18 protein-coding genes and 6 pseudogenes are annotated in these 20,925 nt (G+C 72.0%); 6 read left to right on the top strand and 18 right to left on the bottom strand.

Annotated elements, in window-relative coordinates:
• Positions 1-53 precede the first annotated feature (53 nt).
• From dprA to Prum_RS12630, 3 genes are all read left to right on the top strand, one after another.
• A complete protein-coding gene (dprA, locus tag Prum_RS12620) occupies positions 54-1,331 on the top strand; it encodes a DNA-processing protein DprA (RefSeq protein WP_371871366.1) in 1,278 nt (425 codons plus the stop codon).
• An 87-nt stretch (positions 1,332-1,418) separates the two neighbouring features.
• Positions 1,419-2,306 (top strand): tyrosine recombinase XerC, encoded by an 888-nt coding sequence (locus tag Prum_RS12625; protein WP_173083695.1) that lies wholly within the window; start codon positions 1,419-1,421, stop codon positions 2,304-2,306.
• Positions 2,307-2,317: 11 nt separating this feature from the next.
• Positions 2,318-3,550: an aminotransferase class V-fold PLP-dependent enzyme gene (locus Prum_RS12630; RefSeq protein WP_173076641.1), complete on the top strand. Its 1,233-nt coding sequence runs from the start codon at positions 2,318-2,320 to the stop codon at positions 3,548-3,550.
• On the opposite strand, the pseudogene Prum_RS12635 reads toward Prum_RS12630, so the two are convergent.
• From Prum_RS12635 to trmD, 8 genes and pseudogenes are all read right to left on the bottom strand, one after another.
• Positions 3,442-3,974, bottom strand: a pseudogene (locus Prum_RS12635) (M23 family metallopeptidase). The gene Prum_RS12630 and the pseudogene Prum_RS12635 overlap by 109 nt on opposite strands.
• 141 nt (positions 3,975-4,115) lie before the next feature.
• Positions 4,116-4,439 carry a DUF2469 domain-containing protein gene (locus tag Prum_RS12640; protein ID WP_173076643.1) on the bottom strand — a complete coding sequence of 108 codons (324 nt, stop codon included), beginning with the start codon at positions 4,437-4,439 and terminating at the stop codon, positions 4,116-4,118.
• Positions 4,436-5,222, bottom strand: a pseudogene (locus Prum_RS12645) (ribonuclease HII). The gene Prum_RS12640 and the pseudogene Prum_RS12645 overlap by 4 nt, the downstream one beginning before the upstream one ends.
• Positions 5,216-5,677 (bottom strand): NUDIX hydrolase, encoded by a 462-nt coding sequence (locus tag Prum_RS12650; protein WP_173076645.1) that lies wholly within the window; start codon positions 5,675-5,677, stop codon positions 5,216-5,218. The pseudogene Prum_RS12645 and the gene Prum_RS12650 overlap by 7 nt, the downstream one beginning before the upstream one ends.
• A gap of 23 nt (positions 5,678-5,700) precedes the next feature.
• Positions 5,701-6,339 carry a signal peptidase I gene (gene lepB, locus Prum_RS12655; protein WP_173076647.1) on the bottom strand — a complete coding sequence of 213 codons (639 nt, stop codon included), beginning with the start codon at positions 6,337-6,339 and terminating at the stop codon, positions 5,701-5,703.
• Positions 6,336-7,136 carry a signal peptidase I gene (gene lepB, locus Prum_RS12660; protein ID WP_173083697.1) on the bottom strand — a complete coding sequence of 267 codons (801 nt, stop codon included), beginning with the start codon at positions 7,134-7,136 and terminating at the stop codon, positions 6,336-6,338. The genes lepB (Prum_RS12655) and lepB (Prum_RS12660) overlap by 4 nt, the downstream gene beginning before the upstream one ends.
• A 261-nt stretch (positions 7,137-7,397) precedes the next feature.
• Positions 7,398-7,753 (bottom strand): annotated as a pseudogene (gene rplS, locus Prum_RS12665) (50S ribosomal protein L19).
• Positions 7,754-7,837: 84 nt separating this feature from the next.
• Positions 7,838-8,604 (bottom strand): annotated as a pseudogene (gene trmD / locus Prum_RS12670) (tRNA (guanosine(37)-N1)-methyltransferase TrmD).
• 65 nt (positions 8,605-8,669) lie between these two features.
• Here trmD and Prum_RS12675 point away from each other — a divergent pair.
• The 3 genes from Prum_RS12675 (at position 8,670) to Prum_RS12685 (ending at position 12,192) form a co-directional block, all read left to right on the top strand.
• A complete protein-coding gene (locus Prum_RS12675) occupies positions 8,670-8,915 on the top strand; it encodes a hypothetical protein (protein WP_173076651.1) in 246 nt (81 codons plus the stop codon).
• Positions 8,916-8,920: 5 nt separating this feature from the next.
• A complete protein-coding gene (locus Prum_RS12680; RefSeq protein ID WP_246277854.1) occupies positions 8,921-9,232 on the top strand; it encodes a hypothetical protein in 312 nt (103 codons plus the stop codon).
• 164 nt (positions 9,233-9,396) lie between these two features.
• On the top strand, positions 9,397-12,192 hold the full coding sequence (locus Prum_RS12685; protein WP_173076653.1) for an ATP-binding protein: 2,796 nt from the start codon (positions 9,397-9,399) through the stop codon (positions 12,190-12,192).
• On the opposite strand, the gene rimM is transcribed toward Prum_RS12685, so the two are convergent.
• The 10 genes and pseudogenes from rimM to Prum_RS12735 all read right to left on the bottom strand — a co-directional run bounded on the left by rimM (position 12,189) and on the right by Prum_RS12735 (position 20,921).
• Positions 12,189-12,737 (bottom strand): ribosome maturation factor RimM, encoded by a 549-nt coding sequence (rimM, locus tag Prum_RS12690; protein ID WP_173076655.1) that lies wholly within the window; start codon positions 12,735-12,737, stop codon positions 12,189-12,191. The two genes, Prum_RS12685 and rimM, sit on opposite strands and share 4 nt — an antisense overlap.
• 7 nt (positions 12,738-12,744) lie before the next feature.
• Entirely contained in the window at positions 12,745-13,005 is a 261-nt protein-coding gene (locus Prum_RS12695; RefSeq protein WP_173076657.1) for an RNA-binding protein, read from the bottom strand.
• The gene (gene rpsP / locus Prum_RS12700) at positions 12,980-13,441 is read right to left on the bottom strand and encodes a 30S ribosomal protein S16 (RefSeq protein WP_173076659.1); all 462 of its coding nucleotides are present in this window, start codon (positions 13,439-13,441) and stop codon (positions 12,980-12,982) included. The genes Prum_RS12695 and rpsP overlap by 26 nt, the downstream gene beginning before the upstream one ends.
• Positions 13,442-13,537: 96 nt before the next feature.
• The gene (locus Prum_RS12705; protein ID WP_173076661.1) at positions 13,538-14,245 is read right to left on the bottom strand and encodes a ribonuclease FAU-1 family protein; all 708 of its coding nucleotides are present in this window, start codon (positions 14,243-14,245) and stop codon (positions 13,538-13,540) included.
• Between the two features lie 14 nt (positions 14,246-14,259).
• Positions 14,260-15,665 (bottom strand): annotated as a pseudogene (gene proS, locus Prum_RS12710) (proline--tRNA ligase).
• A 228-nt stretch (positions 15,666-15,893) separates the two neighbouring features.
• Positions 15,894-16,972: pseudogene (locus Prum_RS12715) on the bottom strand (amidohydrolase family protein).
• 21 nt (positions 16,973-16,993) lie between these two features.
• Positions 16,994-17,575 carry a Uma2 family endonuclease gene (locus Prum_RS12720; protein WP_246277855.1) on the bottom strand — a complete coding sequence of 194 codons (582 nt, stop codon included), beginning with the start codon at positions 17,573-17,575 and terminating at the stop codon, positions 16,994-16,996.
• A 33-nt stretch (positions 17,576-17,608) separates the two neighbouring features.
• Positions 17,609-19,162: a signal recognition particle protein gene (gene ffh / locus Prum_RS12725; protein WP_173076663.1), complete on the bottom strand. Its 1,554-nt coding sequence runs from the start codon at positions 19,160-19,162 to the stop codon at positions 17,609-17,611.
• 20 nt (positions 19,163-19,182) lie between these two features.
• Positions 19,183-19,839: a response regulator transcription factor gene (locus tag Prum_RS12730; protein ID WP_173076665.1), complete on the bottom strand. Its 657-nt coding sequence runs from the start codon at positions 19,837-19,839 to the stop codon at positions 19,183-19,185.
• A complete protein-coding gene (locus Prum_RS12735; protein ID WP_173076667.1) occupies positions 19,836-20,921 on the bottom strand; it encodes a sensor histidine kinase in 1,086 nt (361 codons plus the stop codon). Before Prum_RS12735 ends, Prum_RS12730 begins: the two co-directional genes overlap by 4 nt.
• Positions 20,922-20,925: the final 4 nt, after the last annotated feature.

The following is a 20,925-nucleotide window of genomic DNA, read 5'->3' on the forward strand; positions in this document are numbered from 1 at the left end:
CGCCACGAACCTCGACCAACACCGAACATCGCCGCCGTCGCGAAGGCGTCGCCTTGGGGCGGCGCTGCGCGCGCGAACCAGGAGGCGCCGTGAGCACGCGCCACGACCACGTCCGGTTGGCCCGCATCGCGCTGCACTGGCTGGTGGAGCCCGGCAACGAGACGGTGCACCGGATGGTCAACGCCAACGGTCCGATCCGCGCCTTGGAGCGCCTGGTCGAGGGAGACGCCCTCGACGGCGAGTTGCGCGGCGCGGTCGCCGCCCGCATGCAGACCGGCAACCCGCACGAGATCGCCGAGGCGGCGATCGCCCGCGCCGAGCGGCTGGGTGCCCGCATCGTGGTGCCCGAGGACGGGGAGTGGCCGCAGCCCGTACGGGACCTGACGCGGCTGCTGGGGCGCACCGCGGACAGCCGGGTCGACCGCGACCTCGCGCCGCCGCTGTGCCTCTGGGTGCGCGGCGCCCCGCCCCTGGACGAGGCGCTCGACCGCTCGGTCGCGGTGGTCGGCGCGCGGGCGGCCACGAGCTATGGCGAGCATGTGGCGACGACGTTGGCGTACCAGCTCGCCGAGCGGGAGTGGACCATCGTGTCCGGCGGGGCGTACGGCATCGACGCGGCCGCCCACCGCGGCGCGCTGTCGGCCGGCGGGCTGACAGTGGCGGTGCTCGCCTGTGGCGTCGATCGTCCGTATCCGGCGGGCAACACCGCGCTCTTCGACCGGATCGCCGAGTCGGGGCTGCTCATCAGCGAGTGGCCGCCGGGCTCCGATCCTTTGCGCCACCGCTTCCTGATCCGCAACCGGGTGATCGCCGCGGCGACCCGCGGGACGGTGGTCGTCGAGGCGTCGGCGCGCAGCGGCGCAAGCCAGACGCTGCGGCGGGCGCGGGCGCTGGGCCGCCGGCCGATGGTGGTGCCCGGCCCGGTGACCTCGGCGATGTCGGTCGGGTGCCACGAGATGCTGCGCGACCACCCGGAGGTGCGCCTGGTGACCGGCATCGACCACGTGCTGGAGGAGATCGGCCCCATCGGCGAGCTGGCGCCGCGGCCGCGCGGGGTGGAGCGCCCGCATGACGTCCTGGACGCCGAGTCCGCCCTGGTGCTGGAGTCGGTGCCCCGGCGTGGAGCCGCCGGCCTCGACGAGTTGGCCGCGCGCGCCGGCATCGACGTGCGTACGACGATGCGCAAGCTGACCCTGCTGGAGAGCCTCGGCTTCCTCACCCGCCGGGAGGGCGGGTACGCGCTGGCGACAAAGGCGCGCGCGACCAGCAAGACAGCCACCAAGACGGCCAAGGGAGCCAAGGCGGCGAGGTCGAGCGGCGCGGCGCCTTGACATCCGGCCGCCCCGGCCCGGACGGTCGGGGATGTGAAGCGCAAGAGCGTCAGCATCCGGGCGATCCACGAAGGGCTGCCGGAGCCGATGCGCGACGCGGTCGACGACTTCGCGCGCCACCTCGCCAGCGTGGAAAACCGCTCGGTCCACACCGTCCGGGCATACGTCGGGGATGTGGTGTCGCTGCTCGACCACGCGGCTCTCATGGGCTGCGGAGCGCCCGGTGACCTCGACATCGCCGTGTTGCGGAGCTGGCTGGCGAAGCTGCGCACGCTCGGCGCGGCCCGTACGTCGTTGGCGCGCCGGGCGGCCTCGGCACGCACGTTCAGCGCGTGGGCGCATCGGGGCGAGTTGCTCGCGGTCGACGTGGGTGCTCAGCTCGCCAGCCCTAAGGCGCACCGGGACCTGCCCACCGTGTTGCGCGCCGAGCAGGCCGAGGCGCTGGTGCAGGCACCCGGCGACGAGGCTTCCCCGGTGCTGCTGCGCGACCGGGTCGTGCTGGAGTTGCTCTACGCCACCGGCATCCGGGTCAGCGAGCTGTGCGGCCTGGACGTGGCCGACGTCGACCGCGGGCGGCGGGTGGTCCGGGTGTTCGGCAAGGGCGGCAAGGAGCGATCCGTCCCTTATGGACTTCCGGCGGAGGAGGCGCTCGACGGCTGGCTGCGGCTGGGCCGGGGCGCGCTCACGGGCCCGGACAGCGGCGACGCGCTGCTGCTGGGCGCGCGCGGCGGCCGGCTCCAGGCGACGATCGCGCGCCGGGTGGTGAGCGGGTACGCCCGCGCGGCCGGCCTGCCCCACGTCAGCCCGCACGGGCTGCGCCACTCCGCCGCCACCCACCTGCTCGAAGGCGGTGCCGACCTGCGCGCGGTGCAGGAGTTGCTGGGCCACGCGAGCCTGTCCTCCACGCAGATCTACACGCACGTCTCCGTGGAGCGTCTCCGGGCCGCGTACCGCCAGGCACACCCCCGCGCGTAGCCTCCCACCACATGGCACTCATCGAAGGCGTCGAGGTCTCCTGGGACCGGCGGCACGAGTGCTTTTCCCTCGACCCGGCCGTGAGCTACCTCAACCACGGTGCGCGCGGCGCCGTGCCCGTCGCCGCGCAGCGGGCCCTGCAGCGGCTGCGCGACGAGGCCGAGGCCAACCCGATCCGGTTCTTTCGCGACCTGCCCGAGCGGATCGCCCACACCCGCCGGCACCTCGCCGCCTTCCTGGGTGCCGATCCGGACGGCGCCGCGCTGGTCGGCAACACCACCGCGGGCGCGGCCATCGTGTTGCAGTCGCTGGGCCTGCGCCCCGGCGACGAGGTCCTGCTGACCGACCACCGGTACGGCGCGGTCGCGTTCACCGCCGAGCGGGAGGGCCGGCGCACCGGGGCGTCCACGCGCACGGTTGACGTGCCGCTCGACGCCACCGACGACGAGGTCACCGCGCGGGTGGCGGACGCGCTGCGCCCGGGGCGTACGAGGCTGCTGGTCGTGGACCACATCGCGTCGGCGACGGCCCGGCTGTTTCCGGTGGAGCAGGTCGCCGCGGTGGCCCGGGCGGCCGGGGTGCCCGTGCTGGTCGACGGTGCCCACGTGCCGGGGATGCTGCCGGTACGCGTCGACGCGATCGGCGCCGACTTCTGGGTGGGCAACCTGCACAAGTGGGCGTACGCGCCGCGCGGCACCGCCCTGCTCAGTGTCGCGCCGCGGTGGCGGGACCGGATCGACCCGCTGGCCGTCTCGTGGGAGCAGGATGCCGGGTTCCCGGCCCGGGTGGAGTGGCAGGGCACGCTGGACTACACGCCGTGGCTGGCCGCGCCGACCGGGCTCTTCGCGCTGCGGACGCTCGGCGTGGACCGGGTGCGTGAGCACAACGCGGGGCTGGCCGCGTACGGGCAGCGGGTGGTCGGGGCCGCGCTCGGCGTGGCGCCCGGCGACCTGCCCGGCCCGGGCGGGGCCCTGCCGGCTGGCGTCGCCATGCGGATCGTGCCGCTGCCGGCCGGCGTGGCCGCCACCGTCCCGGATGCGGAGGCGCTGGAGGTGCGCATCGCCGACGAGGTGGGCGCGATGGTCGCCGTCATGGCCTGGGACGGCCGGGGTTGGCTGCGCCTGTGCGGGCAGGTCTACAACCGCCGGGAGGAGTACGACCGCCTGGCCGAGCGCCTGCCCGCGCTGCTGAGCGGCAACAGTCGCACCCGGCCCAATCCCAGCAGCGCCAGCGGATCCAGGTAGGCGTCGCCGCGGCGCAGGCCCCAGTGCAGGCACGCCGCCTCGGGACAGCCCGGGTGGCCGGCCGTGAGCAGGCCGATCTGGTCGCCCACGGCTACCCGGTCACCGGTCCGCACGGTGGGCTCGACCGGCTCGTACGTGGTGCGGAGACCGTTCGGGTGCGCCACGCTGACGACGCCCCGGCCGGCCACCGTGCCGGCGAAGTGCACGACGCCCGTGCCGGCGGCCCGGACCGGGGCTCCCGCCGGGGCCGCCAGGTCGACGCCGCGATGCCCCGGCAGCCACGGCGCCGGGGCGGGTCGAAGCGCCGCACCACCCGCGGCACCCCGTCCAGCGGCCACCGGAAGGAAGCCGCCGGCGCGGTGGGGAGAGACCGCGCAGAAAGGACTGGGGGCGCGGCGGGAGCACCCACCAGCAACAGCGACATCAGGAGCACCACCGCATGCATGGCCGGTAGCCTCCGCGTACCCGGGAAAGAGCGCAACCATCGACCAGCCGGCCTGTGGACAGCGGACCCCGCTGTGGATAACGCCCGGAATGCTTGTCGATCTGCTATGTGCGGGCGGCGTCAGCCGCCGAAACCACTCTCCGCCGGAAGGGAGATATCGGGCTTTTCTAACTCTTCGACGTTGACGTCCTTGAAGGTCATCACTCGAACGTTTTTGACGAATCGGGCGGGGCGGTACATATCCCACACCCAGGCGTCGTGCATCTCGACCTCGAAGTAGACCTCTCCATCGGAGTTGCGCACGTGGAGGTCGACCTGATTGGCGAGGTAGAAGCGGCGCTCGGTCTCGACCACGTAGGAAAATTGGCGGACGATGTCGCGGTACTCCCGGTAGAGCTGCAGCTCCATCTCGGTCTCGTACTTCTCGAGATCTTCTGCGCTCATCGCACTCCGCCTTCCATGGCCACATCTTCCCCACTGGCAGCGGCAGCCGCGCCCCCTCAGCCAACGCCACGCCGACGGTACCCCCTGCGGGATGAGCTGCGCCACCGGACGGCGAGCGCGCGGCGGCCGGGAGTCGCGACCCGACGCGGAGGCCACGTTGACGTACGAAAAGCGATGCTCCAGACACGGACCGTGGCTACGGAGCGCCGCGCTGTGCTCGGGCGTGACGTAACCCTTGTGTTCGTCGAAGCCGTACTCCGGGTAGCGCTCGTGCAGCTCCACCATGATCCGGTCTCGGGTCACCTTGGCGAGCACGCTCGCCGCGGCAACGCAGGCGGCCACCTGGTCGCCCTTCCAGACGGCGAGGCCGGGCACGCCCAGCCCGTCGACGCCGAACCCGTCGGTCAGGATGTAGTCCGGCCGGGTGGTCAGCGCCGCCAGGGCGCGGCGCATCGCCGCGAGGTTGCACACGTGCAGGCCGCGCGCGTCGACCTCGGCCGCCGGGATCACCACCACGGCGTACGCCAGGGCGCGCGCGACGACCTCGGCGTACACCCGCTCGCGGGCGGCCGGGGTGAGCAGCTTGGAGTCGGTCAGCTCGTCGACCTCGCCGCGCCGGCCCTCGGGCAGCACGGCGGCGGCGGCCACCAGCGGGCCGGCGCAGGCGCCCCGGCCGGCCTCGTCGGCACCGGCCACGATCCGGAACCCGCGCCGCTGCAGCGCCCGTTCGAGGGCGTAGATGCCACCCTCCCGGCGTACGACGGTACGCGGCGGGGTCAGCACGTCTCCACCTCCAGCACCCGGCGCAGCAGGCCGGCCAGGTCGTCCGGATAGATCTTCTCCGTGGTCGACTCCAGGTCGGCCACCTCCCACCACCGGTGGCCGTCGATCGAGTCGCGCTCCATCTCGTCGAACCCGCCGGTGTCGACCTCCCACGCCGGCACCCGCACGAGGAAGAACTCCTGATGTTGCCGGTACAGCTGGCCGTCGAACGGGTACACGGTGACCTCGTCCCAGACCGGCGCGCCGAGCTCGTCCGGGGTCAGCCGCAGGCCGGTCTCCTCCGCCAGCTCGCGGGCCGCTCCCACCGCGTACGCCTCGTCGCCGTCCAGCCCTCCGCCGGGGGTGAACCAGTAGCGGTGGTCGGGCCGGGCCGGGTCGAATCCCCGAAACATCAACACGCGATCGTCACCGTCGACGAGCAGCACCCGGGCCGCCCGGCGGGGGATAGCGTCCACGGCCCCAGCCTAAGGCGTCGCGGTCAGCCGCCGGCGGACGGGATCGAGTCGAACGGATCCGGCACCGACAGCCACTTGGCCCGGCCAACCGGCCAGAACACCACGAACGCCCGGCCGATCACGGCGTCTTCGGGGATCGTGGCGATGTTGAGGTCGCGGGTGCGCTCGTAGTGCTCCAGCGAGTCGCCGGACGCGGACCGGTGGTCGCCCATCATCCACAGCCGACCCTCGGGCACCGTGATGTCGAACGACTCGTCGGCCGCCAGGTCGGTGGTGCCGCCCTCGGAGAAGATGTACGGCTCGTCGAGCGACTGCCCGTTGATCATCAGGCGCTGCTCGGCGTCGCAGCAGACGATGCGGTCGCCGCCGACGCCGATGACCCGCTTGATGAAGTCTTCGCCGTCGGGGTTGCTGCGCCAGTCCTTCGGCGCCTCGAACACCACGATCTCGCCGCGCTTCGGCGACCGGAAGTCGTAGACCAGCTTGTTGACGAGCACCCGGTCGTAGATGTCGAGGGTGTGCTCCATCGACGGCGACGGGATGTAGAACGTCTGCAGGACGAAGGCGCGCACCAGCACGGCCACCAGGATGGCCACGCCCAGCAGGATGGGCAGCTCGCGCCAGAACGAACTGCGGCGCTTGTCGGTCTGCTCGTCAATCACGGACGGAGCCTACGACGCAGACCTGAGAATGGGCGTCGGGAACGCGCGGAGAACGCCAAAGACCCCACGATCGGCAGGATCACCACGATGTCGCCCTGCACGGGCGGGCGCACCGGCGTGGCCGGCATCGCCACCGCCTGCGGCACGCCGTCGAATGTCGACGGTGTGCCGAGCCCATTCCACCGGTCGTAGGGCCAGACAATGACGAACGCCCGGCCGATCACGTTGTCGATCGGCACCTGACCCTGGCACCGCGAGTCCTGCGACACGAGCCGATGGTCGCCCATCACCCAGAGGTTGCCCGGGGCCACGGTGATCTCGGCGAACTGCCGCGACCGGCACTCGCGCGGGTTGGCCGGCAGGTCGGGATCGGAGTTCTCCAGCACGTACGGCTCGTCGAGCGACTTGCCGTTGACCTGCACCCGGCCCTGCTCGTCGCAGCACTTCACCTTGTCGCCGGGGACGCCGATGACCCGCTTGATGAAGTCTTTCTCCCCGGGCCGGCTCACCCCGACCAGGTCGCCGACCGTGCGGCCGAGCTTGGCCATGAAGCCCAGCTCGGGCTCCTGAAACTCGGGCGTCCAGTTCGGCGGGCCGCGGAACACCACGACCTCGCCCCGCTGCGGATCCCGGACGTCATAAACGATCTTGTTGACGAGGACCCGGTCGCCGATGAGCAGCGTGTCCTCCATGGACCCTGACGGGATGAAGAACGCCTGGAGCAGGAACGTGCGGATCAGCACCGCCAGGCAGAACGCGACGATGAGCAGCAGCGGGAGCTCCTGCCACAGTGGCATCTGCTTGCGGATGCCACTGGGCCTGGCCCGCCGCGGCGACCGAAAAGGGTCGAGGTCGTCCTCCGGCTGCACGTCGCGCGTCCCCCGGGCCCGGGATACAGCACTACCGCCCGCTGTGCTTCCTCCCCGAAAGCTTTGCGAGCGGTAGTTCTGGGGTGTCGCTGCGCCCTGGCGTGGACCGCGGACGAAGCGTTCGTCGTACGTCACTGCCCCATAGCGTATCCGGCCGGCGCCCTTACCGACCAACGCTCAGGCAGAGACTTACGAAGCCTTCGCCTCGCGCTTCTCCTTGATCTTCGCGGCCTTGCCCGAAGCTCGCGGAGGTAGTACAGCTTCGCCCGGCGGACGGCACCACGCGTGACGATCTCGATACGGTCGAGGGCCGGGCTGTTGATCGGGTAGGTGCGCTCGACGCCGACGCCGAAGCTCACCTTCCGCACGGTGAAGGTCTCGCGCAGGCCGGCACCGTGGCGCCGGATGACGACGCCCTGGAAGACCTGGACCCGGGAACGGTTGCCCTCGACCACCCGCGCGTGCACCTTCACGGTGTCACCGGCGCGGAAGTCGGGGAGGTCGGTCCGCTTCGACTGGGCGTCCAGTGCATCGAGCGTGTTCATCGCTGGCTTCCTCAAGACTCGTTGGGGCGGTAAGACTAGTCGGCGCGATCGTCGCCTCGCGACGGCCGGGAGATGGCAACCTCACTACTTTGCCATATCGGCACCCCGGACCGGAAATCCGGCCCCGGTCAAGACCGTGACGTCGCGCTTGTCGAGGGTACCTGGGTCCAGCGCCGCCAGCAGATCCGGCCGCCGCTGTGCCGTGCGCAACAGGGCCTGGTCGCGGCGCCACCGCGCGATCCGGCCATGATCTCCAGACCGCAATATCTCGGGTACGGGGTGTCCGCGCCACTCCGGCGGCTTGGTGTAGACCGGGGTCTCCAGCAGCCCGTGCGCGTGCGACTCGTCCGCCAGCGAGTCGGCGTTGCCCAGCACGCCGGGCAGCAGCCGGACGATCGCCTCGCACATGGCCAGGACGGCGACCTCCCCGCCGAACAGGACGTAGTCCCCCAGCGACACCTCGGTGACCGGCATCCGGGTCGCCGCGTGGTCGAGGACGCGCTGGTCGATGCCCTCGTACCGGCCGCAGGCGAAGATCAGGTGCGGCTCGGCGGCCAGCTCGTGCGCGAGCGCCTGGGTGAACGGGGTGCCCGCCGGGGTGGGCACGACCAGCCGGGCGGCGCCGTCCGGGGCGAGCGCGTCCAGGGCCTCCCCCACGGCTCGGGGCGCATGACCATGCCCGGCCCGCCGCCGTACGGGGTGTCGTCAACCGTCCGGTGTACGTCGTATGTCCAGGTCCGGAGGTCGTGCACCGCGGCGTCGAGCAGTCCGCTGGACCGGGCCTTGCCGATCAGCGACAGGTCAAGCGGAGCGAAGTACTCCGGGAAGATCGTGACAACGTCGATCCGCATCTTCTTGTTCGACCTCCGCATGGTGGCGGATGTATCCGGCGCCCCGGAAGGCGAGTCTTTATCGCATGTACGGATCATCCGAGCAGGCACTCTACGTGCTGGGCCAGGCCGCGGAGGTGCGGGCCCGGGCCGACGTCACCTGGCGCTCGGCGATCAGGCAAGCCCTGGCGAGCCGGGTCCCGATCGAGCAGATCGCCAACCGCGCCCACACCACCATCGAGCACGTGCTCGCGATCGTGAACACGTCTTCGCCAGTATCCGATTCTCCGCGTCGTGGCGGATGTTTCCCCCGCAACGCCGGGCCATGGTGATGCACATGCCCCGCTTGAACATCACCGCGACGCGGTGCGAGGCGCTGTTCGTGTCTGAGCTCCAGCACTCGCAGCGCCCCAACGCGGAGCAGGTACGCGCCGCGGTTGTCCGGACCGTCCGCACGCACGGCGTGCAGAACTGCGTGGCCCAGGTCGCGCAGGAGTTCGGCGACCACCCCGACACCGCCGTCGCCCGGATGCGCTGGGCCCGGGAAACGGTGGCGGCCGCGTACACGAACCGCGTTAGAGGATGGTCGACCCGAACGACCATCTGCCCCAAGGCCGCCGCCGCCCTGCCTCCGGCAAAAGCGGCCTAACAGAACCGCCGGTCATCCCCCGACCGGTGCGGCCCCGGATGGTGGACGTTCCACGCCTCCCCACCATCCGGGGCGTCTCTGTCTGCAAGGAAGGGCCCCTTGTTATCGCTTTGTGCATAGCAAGGGGCCCTTCCTAACGCCTCAGCGAGGGTTAGGCTCAGCGCATGTCGGCCCACACGGTGGGGCGGGAAGCTGAAAGCGCGCGGGTGGCGGAGCTGGCGGCGCGGGCCGCGGCGGGAAACGGCGCGAGCCTTCTGGTCGAGGGCGAGCCGGGGATCGGCAAGACGACACTGCTGGACACGGTCGCGGCGGAGTGCGCCCGACTCGGGATGCGGGTCGTGCGCGGGGCGGCCGAAGACCTGGAGCAGCGGCTCCCGTTCGCCGCGATCGGCACCTGTCTGGGCCTCCGAAGCGGGACGAAGCAGGACGCCACCACAGCCCGGGTCGCCGGGCTGTTGCGCGGCGAGGACGCCCTCGGGCAGAGCGTGGCCGCGGTCAACCACGAGTTCGCCGCCACCGAGGCGATCCTGGACCTGATGGACCAGTGGTGCGCCGCCGGCCCGGTCGCGCTGATCGTGGACGACGCGCAGTGGGCCGACCCGTCGAGCGTGCTGGTGCTGCACCGCCTCGGTCAGGGCATCGGCCAGCAGCCGCTGCTCATGGTCATCGCCGTGCGGTCGGCGCCGCGCGACGAGCCGGTGGCCGGGCTCATCCGCGGGCTGCAGGCGCGGGGCTCGGAGGTGCTGCGTCTGGAGCCGCTGCCGGACGCGGCCGTCGCGGCCCTGGTGCGGGAGATCCTGGCCGCCCCACCCGGGGAGGCCCTCGCCGGCCTGGTGGCCCGCGCGGGCGGCAACCCGATGTACGTCACCGAACTGGTCGACGCCCTGAACCGCGCCGCCGCGATCACCGTCGACGGCGGGGTGGCCGACGTGGCGGGACGCGAGCCGCAGGCGCTGCCCGCCTCGCTGGTCGAGAGCGTGCTGCGCCGGCTGGACTTCCTGCCGCGCAACGCCCGGGACACCCTGGAGATGGCCGCGGTGCTGGGCCCGACGGTCGACGTCACCGAGCTGTCCCGGGTGCTCGACAGCCCGCTGGGCGCCGTCTCCGAGGCGCTCGTCCAGGCCATGGAGGCGGGCCTGCTCATCGACAACGGCCGGCAGTTCGTCTTCCGCCACGACCTCATCCGGGAGGCCCTCGCCGAGCACTTGCCGGCCGCCGTACGCACTGCGCTCCGGCTGCGGGCCGGTGAGGTGCTCGCCGCCGCGGGCGCCCCGGTGGAACGCGTCGCCGAGCACCTGCTCGCCGGGACGGCCGTCGACCCGGGCACGGTTGACTGGCTGCTCAGTCAGTCGGACGCGCTGATCGTGCGGGCGCCACGGCTCGCCGTACCCCTGCTCCGGCGAGCCCTGGCGGCGGTGGACAGCGGCGCGCCGGCGGCGGACGCGCTGCGACTGCATCTGGTCCGGGCCCTGCTCTGGGACGGCGACCCGGTCGAGGCGGAACGGGCGGCGCGCGCCGCGATGCTGACCAACGGCGACCCGGCGCTGCACTGGCTGTTGCTTCAGGCGTGCTACCGGCAGGGGCGGCTGGACGAGGCGGTCACCGTGGCGGAGGAGGCGCTGCGGCTGCCCGACCTCGCGCCGGGGCAGGCCGGGCGCTTCCACGGCTTCGCCGCGACGTGCCTGTTCTACCTGGAACGGTTCGACGCCGGCGAGTTGGCCGCCCGGCTGGCCGTGGAGGAGGGCGAGGCGGACCGGAACACGCAGGCCATCGGGCTCGGCTACCTGGGCCTGTCCGCGCTGCGGTTCGCGGACGGCGACATGGCAGGCGCCTACGCGCACAACGAACGGGCGCTGGCCGCGTTCGGCCGCGGGATCCAGCCGGACCTGCAGGCCGACCCGTACGCGATGCGCGGCTACTGCCTGCTGGAGCTGGACCGGTTCGCGGAGGCGGACGAGGCGCTGGCCACGGCGGTGCGCCACAACCAGGCCACCGGCGGCGTCTACCTGGCGCTGACCCATGCCCTACGCGCCCGCCTGCGGTTTCTGGACGGCCGCTGGGACGACGCGCTCGCCGAGATCGAGACCGGGCTGGACGGCCCCGACCCGCTCGGCCAGGCGGTGGGGCTGCGCGCGCTCGCCGCCCTGATCGCCATCCGGCGCGGCGCCTACCACCAGGACCTGCACGCGCTTCCCGAGCCGGGCGAGGGCGTGGGCGGGCGCAAGTACGGCTACCTCACCCGCTGGGCGCAGGCGCTCCTGGAAGAGTCCCGATCCCGGCCCGAGCGCGCGCTGGAACTGCTCTATCCGGTCTGGGAGCGGGCCTGGGGGCTGGACCAGCGGCGGATCATCTACCGCGTCTGCGCCGACCTGGCCCGGCTCGCCACCGTCGTCGGCGACCACAAGCGGGCCGCCGACCTGGCCGACACCTCCGAGGCGCTCGCGGCCGGGCAGCCGACGCGCAGCCTCGAAGCCACCGCGCTGCTGTGCCGCGGGCTGGCCGACGACGACCCCGACCGGCTGCTGAGCGCCGCCGGCGCGTTCCACCAGGCCGGGTGGCCGCTGCACGAGGGACAGGGGTACGAGAGTGCGGCCACCGTGCTGGCCCGCGCCGGCCGGGAGACCGAGGCCCGGGAGGCGCTCGGGAAGGCGCTCGACCGCTACGCCGGCCTCGAAGCCGGCTGGGACGCGGACCGTGCGGAGGCGCGACTGCGGCAGGCCGGGATCCGGCGCGGGCGGCACGGGCCCCGCAAGCGCCCGAAGCACGGCTGGGCGGCGCTCACCGGCACCGAGAACAGGGTCGCCCTGATGGTGGCCGAGGGACGGTCGAACCCGGACATCGCCGCTCAGATGTTCCTGTCCCGCCGTACCGTGCAGACGCACGTGTCGAGCATCCTGGCCAAGCTCAGCCTCAGCTCGCGGGTGGAACTGGCGATCAGCATGTCCCGCCGCGAGGCTTAGAGGTCGAAGAGGCCCTCGGGCGGGTCGACGACCACCCGGCCGCCGGCCAGGTCGACCTCCGGCACGATCGCCTTGACGAACGGGACCAGCGCGATCTTGCCCTCGGGGCGGCGCAGCACCAGCAGGTCGGACGCCGGCGCGTGGTCGATGCGGGCCACCTCGCCCAGGGTCTCCCCCGCCGGCGTGACGGCGGTCAGGCCGACCAACTGGTGGTCGTTGAACTCGTCCGGGTCGTCGGGGGCGGCGATCTCCGCGATGTCGACCCCGAGCAGGACGTCGCGCAGCGCCTCCGCGACGTTGCGGTCGTAGACCCCCTCGAACACGACGATCAGCCGGCCCTGGTGGGCGCGGACGGCTTCGATGGTGAGCCGCTCGGGGACGCGATAGGCGGAAGGGTCGTCGGAAGACGGCTGCGCCCCCGGGTCGGTGATCAACACCTTCCCAGGGGCGAACCGCTCGTCCGGTTCGTCCGTCCGCACCTCCACGCTGACTTCACCGCGGATGCCGTGCGGCCGGGTTATGCGACCGACGTAGCGAAGATCCATAGCAGGCTCAGTACGAGTCGACGATGTCAACCCGCACGCCGCGACCGCCGATCGAGCCGATCACCTGACGCAGCGCCTTCGCGGTGCGCCCGCCACGACCGATCACGGTACCGAGATCTTCAGGGTGTACCCGCACCTCGAGCCGCTTGCCGCGGCGGGAGTCGACCATGCGCACCCGGACGTCGTCCGGGTGGTCGACTATGCCCTTGACGAGGTGCTCCAGCGCGGGCCGGAGGGCCACCTCAGACCTGCTCGCCGGAGGTGGCACCGGCCTGCTCCTCGGTCTTCTCGGCAGCGTCCGCAGGGGCCGCCGCCTTCTTGGCTGCCTTCTTCGCGGGCCTGGCCGGAGCCGCCTCCGCGAGCCCGGCGGCCGCCTTCGCCTCGGCCTCGTACGCCGCCTTGCGGTCGGCACGCTCCGGCGCGACGAGCAGCGGCGGCGGGGCCGGCTCGCCCTTGAACTTCTGCCAGTCGCCGGTCTTCTCCAGGATGCGCTGGACAGCCTCGCTGGGCTGGGCGCCGACGGAGAGCCAGTGCTGGACCCGGTCCGACTTGACTTCGATGACCGAGGGGTCTTCCTTCGGCTGGTAAATGCCGACGTACTCGATCGCCCGACCGTCGCGCTTGGTGCGCGAGTCGGCGACGACGATGCGGTATTGCGGGTTGCGGATCTTACCCATCCGCAGGAGCCGGATCTTTACGGCCACGGTTAGTTTCGCTCCTGTGCGCGATAACGGGTGAACTGCCGGTCGCCACGTGGGGCTGTGGCGTCGGAGCTCGGGTGGACTGGCCGCACGTCCGGGTTAGAGGGCGCGGACGCGTGCCGGCATACCAGCGTCCCATTGTGCCAGACACGGCGGCCCGCTAGATGGCCGGGGGCGATCCCATCCGGCGGGCAGCGCCGCGGGCGTCGCCCAGGCCGGGTCGGGCACGAAGTCGGTCCACGTCCCGTCAAACGGAAACTCGCCCGCCTCGATGAGCTTGATCACACGCTGGCCCTCGGCGCGCACCGCCGCCTCGTCGGCGACCCAGTAGTGCTCGGGAAAGCCCAGCCGCTCGGCGAACTCCTCCTCGTCCTTCCACTCCCAGGTGCCGCCCGGCCAGGCGACCACGTCGAGGTCCTGGTCCACCATGTCGACCCCGGCCACCGCGCCGTCGTCCCAGCGCACGCCGGGCTCTTCCAGGTTGACGTACCAGTTGGCGAAGCGGTCGGCGTCGTCCCGGAACCACCACACCGAGTGCGGCGCCCCGACCGGGAGGAACATCAGCACCGGCGGGCCCGCCCAGGTGCCCGGCAGCAGGCGGTACGACCGGGTGACGAACTCGGCGAACGGGACCTCGCGCATGCTCTTGCCGTCGTCGGTGACCTCGCTGGCCACCGGTGTGCCGCGGGCGACCCACAGCAGCAGGCCGCGCTCGTCGTCGCTGACCACGCGGGCGGGGCGTACCCAGCCGATGCGGCCGCGGCGGACGTTGCGGTGAACGATCAGCCGGCCAGGCGAAAAAGGCATCGGAACGCGCGAACTCAGTACGCCCGAGCCAGCACAGCCACCAGGTCGGGCTCGTCCTCGGAGTCGGGGACCGAGCCGTCCTGGCGTACCAGGCAGCGCACGGTCACGCCCTCCGCGTTGGCCGACGCCTCGCCCGCCGCGCCGACCACCGACCACGGCACCCGGGCCCACCCGGTGGCGGTGGCCTCGATGGCCTCCGCCAGGGTCTTGACCTCGACGGTGCGGTCGAGACGGAACGCCAGCGCGTCGTCGTGCAGCTTCTGCTGGTCGGCCTGGAGCGCGGCGAGCACCGCCGAGACGACGTCCGGCACCGGCACGGGGGTCTTCGAGCCGTCCGCCCGGCGGACCACCACCGCGTTGCCGGCCGCGAGGTCGCGGGGACCGAGCTCTACGCGTACCGGATAGCCCTTGAGCTCGGCGTCGACGGCCCGGCGGCCGAAGGGGTGTCGACGCGGTCGTCGAAGCCGACGCGGACCCCCGCGTCGCGCAAGGCGTCGCGGAGCTTGGCCGCCGCCTCGCCCACGCCGTCCCCTTCCTTCACCACCATCAGGTACGCCTGGATCGGCGCGAGCCGCGGCGGCACGCGCAGGCCGTTGTCGTCGCCGTGCACCATGATCATGCCGCCGATCATGCGCGTGGTGGTGCCCCAGGACGTGGTCCAGGCGTGGTCGACCGTGCTGGTCGACGAAGTGAACGTGATGTCGAACGCGCGGGCGAAATTCTGCCCCAGTTCGTGCGACGTGCCCAGCTGCAGCGCCTTGCCGTCGCCCATCATGCCTTCGAGCGTGTACGTGCTGGTCGCGCCCGCGAACCGCTCCCTGTTGGTCTTGCGCCCGACCAGCACCGGGATGCCCAGCACGCCGACCATGAAGTCCTCGTACACCTCATGGAGGATCTTGCGGGCGTAGGCCCGCGCGTCGGCCTCGGTGGCGTGGGCGGTGTGCCCCTCCTGCCACAGGAACTCGCTCGTCCGCAGGAAGATCCGCGGACGCAGCTCCCAGCGCACGACGTTGGCCCACTGGTTGAGCAGCAGCGGCAGGTCCCGGTACGAGTCGACCCACTTGGCCATGAACTCGCCGATCACCGTCTCGCTGGTCGGCCGCACCACGACCGGCTCGGCGAGCTGCTTGCCGCCACCGTGGGTGACCACCGCCAGCTCCGGCGAGAAGCCCTCCACGTGCTCGGCCTCGCGGCGCAGGTAACTCTCCGGGATGAAGAGCGGGAAGTACGCGTTCTCCGCGCCGGCCGCCTTGATCCGGGCGTCCATCTCGGCGACCATGCGCTCCCAGATGGCGTACCCGGTCGGGCGGATCACCATCGTGCCGCGCACCGGGCCATTGTCAGCCAGCTGCGCCTTCGCGATGACGTCCTGGTACCAGCGGGGAAAGTCTTCCGTCCGGGGAGTGAGCACACGTGCCATGAGCCGACATCCTAGTCCGGCGCCGGTGTGCAACCTCATCGGGCGGCGTCCGTGTCCGCTTTGGGGATGGCGGACGTCGACAGGTTCGGCGCTTGCCCGTCGATCAAGGACTTTGGCGTCGATCAAGGGCAAACGGTCGTGGTTTGATCTCTTTTCCACGGCCGTTTGCCCTTGATCGGCGTGGAAGTCCTTGATCGGCGCGGTGGCGGGGGCCTGGCCGAGCAGCCGTCAGAGGAGGACGCGGCCGCGGAGCACGATGCGCTTCGGGGCGCGGACCACGCGTAGGTCCTCGCGAGGGTCGGAGTCGTACACGACCAGGTCGGCCAAACCGCCCTCGACCAGGCCGGGGAAGCCCAACCACGCCCGGGCCCCCCACGACGCCGACCGCAAAACGTCACCCGCCGGGATGCCGGCCACCTCGTGCATGCGCAGCATCTCGTCGGCGACCCGGCCGTGGGCGATCCCGCCGCCCGCGTCGGTGCCGACGTAGAGCGGGACACCCGCGTCGTACGCCGCGCGCACCACCTCGGGGAAGCCGTCGCCGAGGGCGCGCATGTGCTGGGCGTACGCGGGGAACTTCTCCTCGGCCCGCGCCGCGATCCCGCCGAACGTGGCGATATTGATCATCGTGGGCACCAGCGCCGTCCCCCGCCGGGCCATCTCGTCGATCAGGTCCACCGACAGCCCCGTGCCGTGCTCCACGCAGTCGATGCCGGCCCGTACGAGCACCGCCACCGCCTCCTCGGAGAACGTGTGCGCCGTGATCCGCGCCCCGCCGCCTGCGCCGCCCGTACGGCCGCGGTCAGCGTCGCCGCGTCCCATGCCGGCGCCAGGTCACCTACACCGCGGTCGATCCAGTCGCCGACCAGCTTCACCCAGCCGTTCCCGGCCCGCGCCTGCGCGGCCACCTCCGCCGGTACGTCCGGCGCGCCGACCTCCACGCCGATGTCGCGCAGGTAGCGCTTGGGCGGGGCGACATGCCGGCCGGCGCGCGCCAGCCGCGGCACGTCGGGGTCGTCGTCGAGCTGCGGGTACGGGTACGGCGAGCCGGCGTCCCGGATGGCGAGCACGCCGGCGTCCCGGTCCTTGGCGGCGAGCTCCTTGGCCTCCGCGATCCCGGAGATCGGCGCCCCGCCCGGCGCGATGCCGATGTGGCAGTGCGCGTCGACCAGCCCCGGAAGCACGTACCCGCCGCCGGCGATGGTCTCCGCGTCAGGGACCGGGGTGAAGGTCACCGTGTCGCCGACCAGCCACAGGTCGCGCTCTTCGTCGTCCGGAAGCAGGACCCCGCGCACATGTAACGCCATGCGCACAGTCCTACCCGATCGTCACTCCCCCGTCTTGGTCCGGGCCAACAACTCGTCGCGGCGGGCCGTCAGTGCCGGCAAGTCGACGGTGATCGAGTACGGCTCGTTGGTGGTGAACACGTCGGTCGTCTGCCGGACAATCGCGTAGCGGCGCAGCTTCGGCTCCAGGACGTGCTCGGCAAGGGAAATCTTGTCACCCAGCGGGTCGATCACCCAGTGCCGGTCGACGCCTGCGGCGGCGTACATGCCGGCCTTGTCGTAAAGGTCCCGGACTTTCGAATCCTTCGAAACGATCTCGACAGCTAGGAGCGCGTCCTCGACGGGCGGCGGATGCTTGTCGATGTGTGCCGGATCAATCACGACGACGTCGGGCCGCGGCTCGCAGAAGCGGCTGACGTCGAGCGAAAGATCGAAGACGGGGAGATAGGCGGCCGGACAACTGACTCGGAGCGCCAACGCAATCTCAAGGCACAGGAACTGGTGAAGGGTCGTGGGCGACAAGAGGATCAACCTTCCGTTGACGAGCTCGTACGGAAGGTCGGGCGGCAACTCGGCCAGGTCGTCGACGGTCCACACCTCGCGCTGCGGCAGACTCAGCGTCACCCTAATCACCTCACGGATGATTCTGCCGCCCCATCAGGGTTGGTCCGAGTCCCCCATTTTTTTCCTACCCAGCTTGCCGAAATCCAACTTCGGCGCCTTGAATCCGCCGGTGCCGCCGCCCAATGCGCCAGGGTCCATTCCCGGTGGCAACTGCGGCATCCCACCAGGCATGCCACCCGGGAAACCGCCGCCGGGAATGCGTGGCCGGCCGCCGCCGCTCCGGCCGCCCTTGCGCTTGTTCTTCGGGGACTTGGTCGCCTTGCGGCGGGCGCCGGGCAGGCCCATCATGCCGCCCATCTGCTTCATCACCTTCTGCGCCTCGGCGAAGCGGTTGAGCAGCTGGTTGACGTCCATCACGGTGACGCCCGAGCCGCCGGCGATGCGGGCTCGGCGGGAGCCGTTGATGATCTTCGGGTTGGTGCGCTCGCCGGGGGTCATCGAGCGGATGATCGCGGTGACCCGGTCGAAGTGCTTGTCGTCCAGGTCGGCCAGCTGGTCCTTCATCTGACCCATGCCCGGCATCATGGCGAGCACGTTCGCGATGGGTCCCATCCGGCGTACGGCGATGAGCTGGTCGAGGAAATCTTCCAGCGTGAATGTCTGGCCGCCCATGAGCTTGGCGGCCATCTTCTCTTTCTGATCATCGTCGAACGCCTGCTCGGCCTGCTCGATGAGGGTGAGCATGTCGCCCATGCCGAGGATCCGGCTGGCCATCCGGTCGGGGTGGAAGACGTCGAAGTCTTCCAGCTTTTCGCCGGTGGACGCGAAGAGGATCGGCTCGCCGGTCACGTGCCGTACGGACAGCGCCGCACCGCCGCGGGCGTCACCGTCAAGCTTGGACAGGACGACGCCGGTGATGCCCACGCCGTCGCGGAACGCCTCGGCGGTGGTGACCGCGTCCTGGCCGACCATCGCGTCGATGACGAACACGATCTCGTCGGGGTCGATCGCGTCGCGGATCGAAGCCGCCTGGGCCATCATCTCGGCGTCGATGCCGAGTCGGCCGGCGGTGTCGACGATGACGATGTCGCGGGCGACCCGGCGGGCGTGCTCGACGGAGTCGCGGGCCACCTTCACGGGGTCGCCGACGCCGTTGCCGGGCTCCGGGGCGTACACCTCGACGCCGGCGCGGCCACCGAGCACCTGGAGCTGCCCGACGGCGTTGGGGCGCTGGAGGTCGGCGGCGACCAGCAGCGGCTGGTGACCTTGCGCCTTGAGCCAGCGGGCCAGCTTGCCCGCGAGGGTGGTCTTACCGGAGCCCTGGAGGCCGGCCAGCATGATCACGGTCGGCGGCTGCTTGGCGAACCGGAGCCGCCGCGCCTCGCCGCCCAGGACGGCCACCAGCTCCTCGTGCACGATCTTGATGACCTGCTGGGCCGGGTTGAGCGCCTGGGAGACCTCGGCGCCGCGCGCCCGCTCCTTGAGGTTCGCGATGAACGCCTTGACGACGGGCAGCGCTACGTCCGCCTCCAGCAGCGCGAGGCGGATCTCGCGCGCGGTGGCATCGATGTCGGCTTCGGTCAGCCGGCCCTTGCCCCGCAGCTTGCTGAAGATCCCGGAGAGCCGGTCGCTCAAGGTGTCAAACACGCGCTCAAGAGTAGCCGGCCCTACATATCCACCAACCCCGACTGGTAGGCGAAGACCACCAGTTGGGCCCGGTCCCGCGCGCTCAGCTTGATCATCGCGCGGGACACGTGGGTGCGGGCCGTCGCCGGGCTCACCACCAGGCGTTCGGCGATCTCGTCGTTGCTCAGCCCCTCGCCGACCAGCCCGACGATCTCGCGTTCCCGCTCGGTGAGGGTGTCCAGCTGGGGGTGCGGCTTGGCCACCCGCGACGGGCGGGTCGCGAACTCCCGCACCACCCGGCGGGTCACCGACGGCGACAGCAGCGCCTCGCCGCCCGCCACCAGCCGGATCGCGCGCAGCAGCTCGGCCGGCTTGGTGTCCTTGATCAAGAAGCCGCTGGCGCCGTGCCGGAGCGCGTCGAAGACGTACTCGTCCAGCTCGAAGGTGGTGAGCACGACCACGCGGGTATCGGAAAGCGCCGGGTCCGCCACGATCCGGCGGGTCGCCTCGATGCCGTCGATGCCGGGCATCCGCACGTCCATGAGCACCACGTCGGGGCGTTCGCGCCGGGCCACGTCCACCGCGGCCAGCCCGTCCGCCGCCTCGCCGGCCACGGTCAGGTCGTCTTCGCTGCTCACGAGCGTGCGCAGGCCCAGCCGCACCAGATCCTGGTCGTCCGCGATCACCACTCGAATCATGGCAACGGCACCCTGGCGTACACCCGGAAGCCCTGGACCGGCGCGGGCCCGGCGCTGAATTCCCCACCCAGCGCGGCGATCCGCTCGCGCATGCCGGCGAGGCCGTGCCCGCCGGAAGGCGGGCCGGACGGCCCGCGGCCGGTGTCGATCACCTCCACGCTCACCTCCTCGGGACGAAACTCCAGCCGCACCCGGGCGGTGGCGGCCCCCGCGTGCCGCAGCACGTTCGTCAGCGACTCCTGCACCACCCGATATGCTGCCAGGTCGATCGCCGCCGGAAGGTCCCGCCGCTCGCCGACGGTCTCGACCGTGACCGGCACGCCGGTCTCGGACATCCGGGACACCAGGTCGTCCAGACGGGCCAGGCCCGCCGTGGCCGATCTGGTTTCGCCATCCTTGGTACGCCGTACGAGCGCGAGCGTTACCCGGAGTTCGTCGAGTGCCTCGCGGCTCGTGCGGCTGATCGCGGTGAGCGCCGCCTCCGCCTGTTCGGGCTGCTTGGGGAGCAGGTGCAGGGCGATCTCGGCCTGCATGTTGATGGCGGACAGGCCGTGGCCAACCACGTCGTGCACCTCCTGGGCGACCCGCAGCCGCTCCTCGTCGGCGTACTGCCGGGCCAGGTCGGCCTGGGCGCGGGCGGCGGCCTCGCGGCTGAGCCGGATGGTGACGCCCACCGCGAACGGCACCGCCACCCACGCGGACGCGGGCACCAGGTCGGCCAGTTCCGCGCTCACGACGACGTGGGCCAGCAGGACCAGCAGCGCGGCGCCGGCGGCGAACACGGCGCGGCGCATCGGCAGGTGCCGGGCGACCGTGTAGACCGCGACCAGGAACGACAGCAGGATCGGCCCGTACGGCCCACCGATCACCAGGTACGTCGAGGCGGCCGTGGCCACCACCGCCAGCGTGCCGAGCGGCCACCGGCGCCGCACGGTCAAGGCCAGCGCGGCGACCACGACGAAGGCGTACATCCAGGGCGTCACGTGGATGTCCTGGACCCGCCCGGCCTGCCCGGTGCCGCCCAGCCCGATGAGGAGCAGAACGGCGGCGAGCAGGCCGTCGACGAGCTTCACGGGCCCCATCCTG

This window comes from Phytohabitans rumicis, assembly GCF_011764445.1.
GTDB lineage: Bacteria > Actinomycetota > Actinomycetes > Mycobacteriales > Micromonosporaceae > Phytohabitans > Phytohabitans rumicis.

What these genes read in the sequence shown, in the direction of transcription:
- Prum_RS12625 (WP_173083695.1), top strand. Translation starts at nt 1,419, where the DNA reads ATGCGCGACGCGGTCGACGACTTCGCGCGCCACCTCGCCAGCGTGGAA.
- Prum_RS12630 (WP_173076641.1), top strand. Translation starts at nt 2,318, where the DNA reads ATGGCACTCATCGAAGGCGTCGAGGTCTCCTGGGACCGGCGGCACGAG.
- Prum_RS12640 (WP_173076643.1), bottom strand. Translation starts at nt 4,439, where the DNA reads ATGAGCGCAGAAGATCTCGAGAAGTACGAGACCGAGATGGAGCTGCAG.
- lepB (WP_173083697.1), bottom strand. Translation starts at nt 7,136, where the DNA reads ATGCCACTGTGGCAGGAGCTCCCGCTGCTGCTCATCGTCGCGTTCTGC.
- Prum_RS12675 (WP_173076651.1), top strand. Translation starts at nt 8,670, where the DNA reads ATGTACGGATCATCCGAGCAGGCACTCTACGTGCTGGGCCAGGCCGCG.
- Prum_RS12680 (WP_246277854.1), top strand. Translation starts at nt 8,921, where the DNA reads ATGCCCCGCTTGAACATCACCGCGACGCGGTGCGAGGCGCTGTTCGTG.
- Prum_RS12685 (WP_173076653.1), top strand. Translation starts at nt 9,397, where the DNA reads ATGTCGGCCCACACGGTGGGGCGGGAAGCTGAAAGCGCGCGGGTGGCG.
- rimM (WP_173076655.1), bottom strand. Translation starts at nt 12,737, where the DNA reads ATGGATCTTCGCTACGTCGGTCGCATAACCCGGCCGCACGGCATCCGC.
- Prum_RS12705 (WP_173076661.1), bottom strand. Translation starts at nt 14,245, where the DNA reads ATGCCTTTTTCGCCTGGCCGGCTGATCGTTCACCGCAACGTCCGCCGC.
- Prum_RS12730 (WP_173076665.1), bottom strand. Translation starts at nt 19,839, where the DNA reads ATGATTCGAGTGGTGATCGCGGACGACCAGGATCTGGTGCGGCTGGGC.
- Prum_RS12735 (WP_173076667.1), bottom strand. Translation starts at nt 20,921, where the DNA reads ATGGGGCCCGTGAAGCTCGTCGACGGCCTGCTCGCCGCCGTTCTGCTC.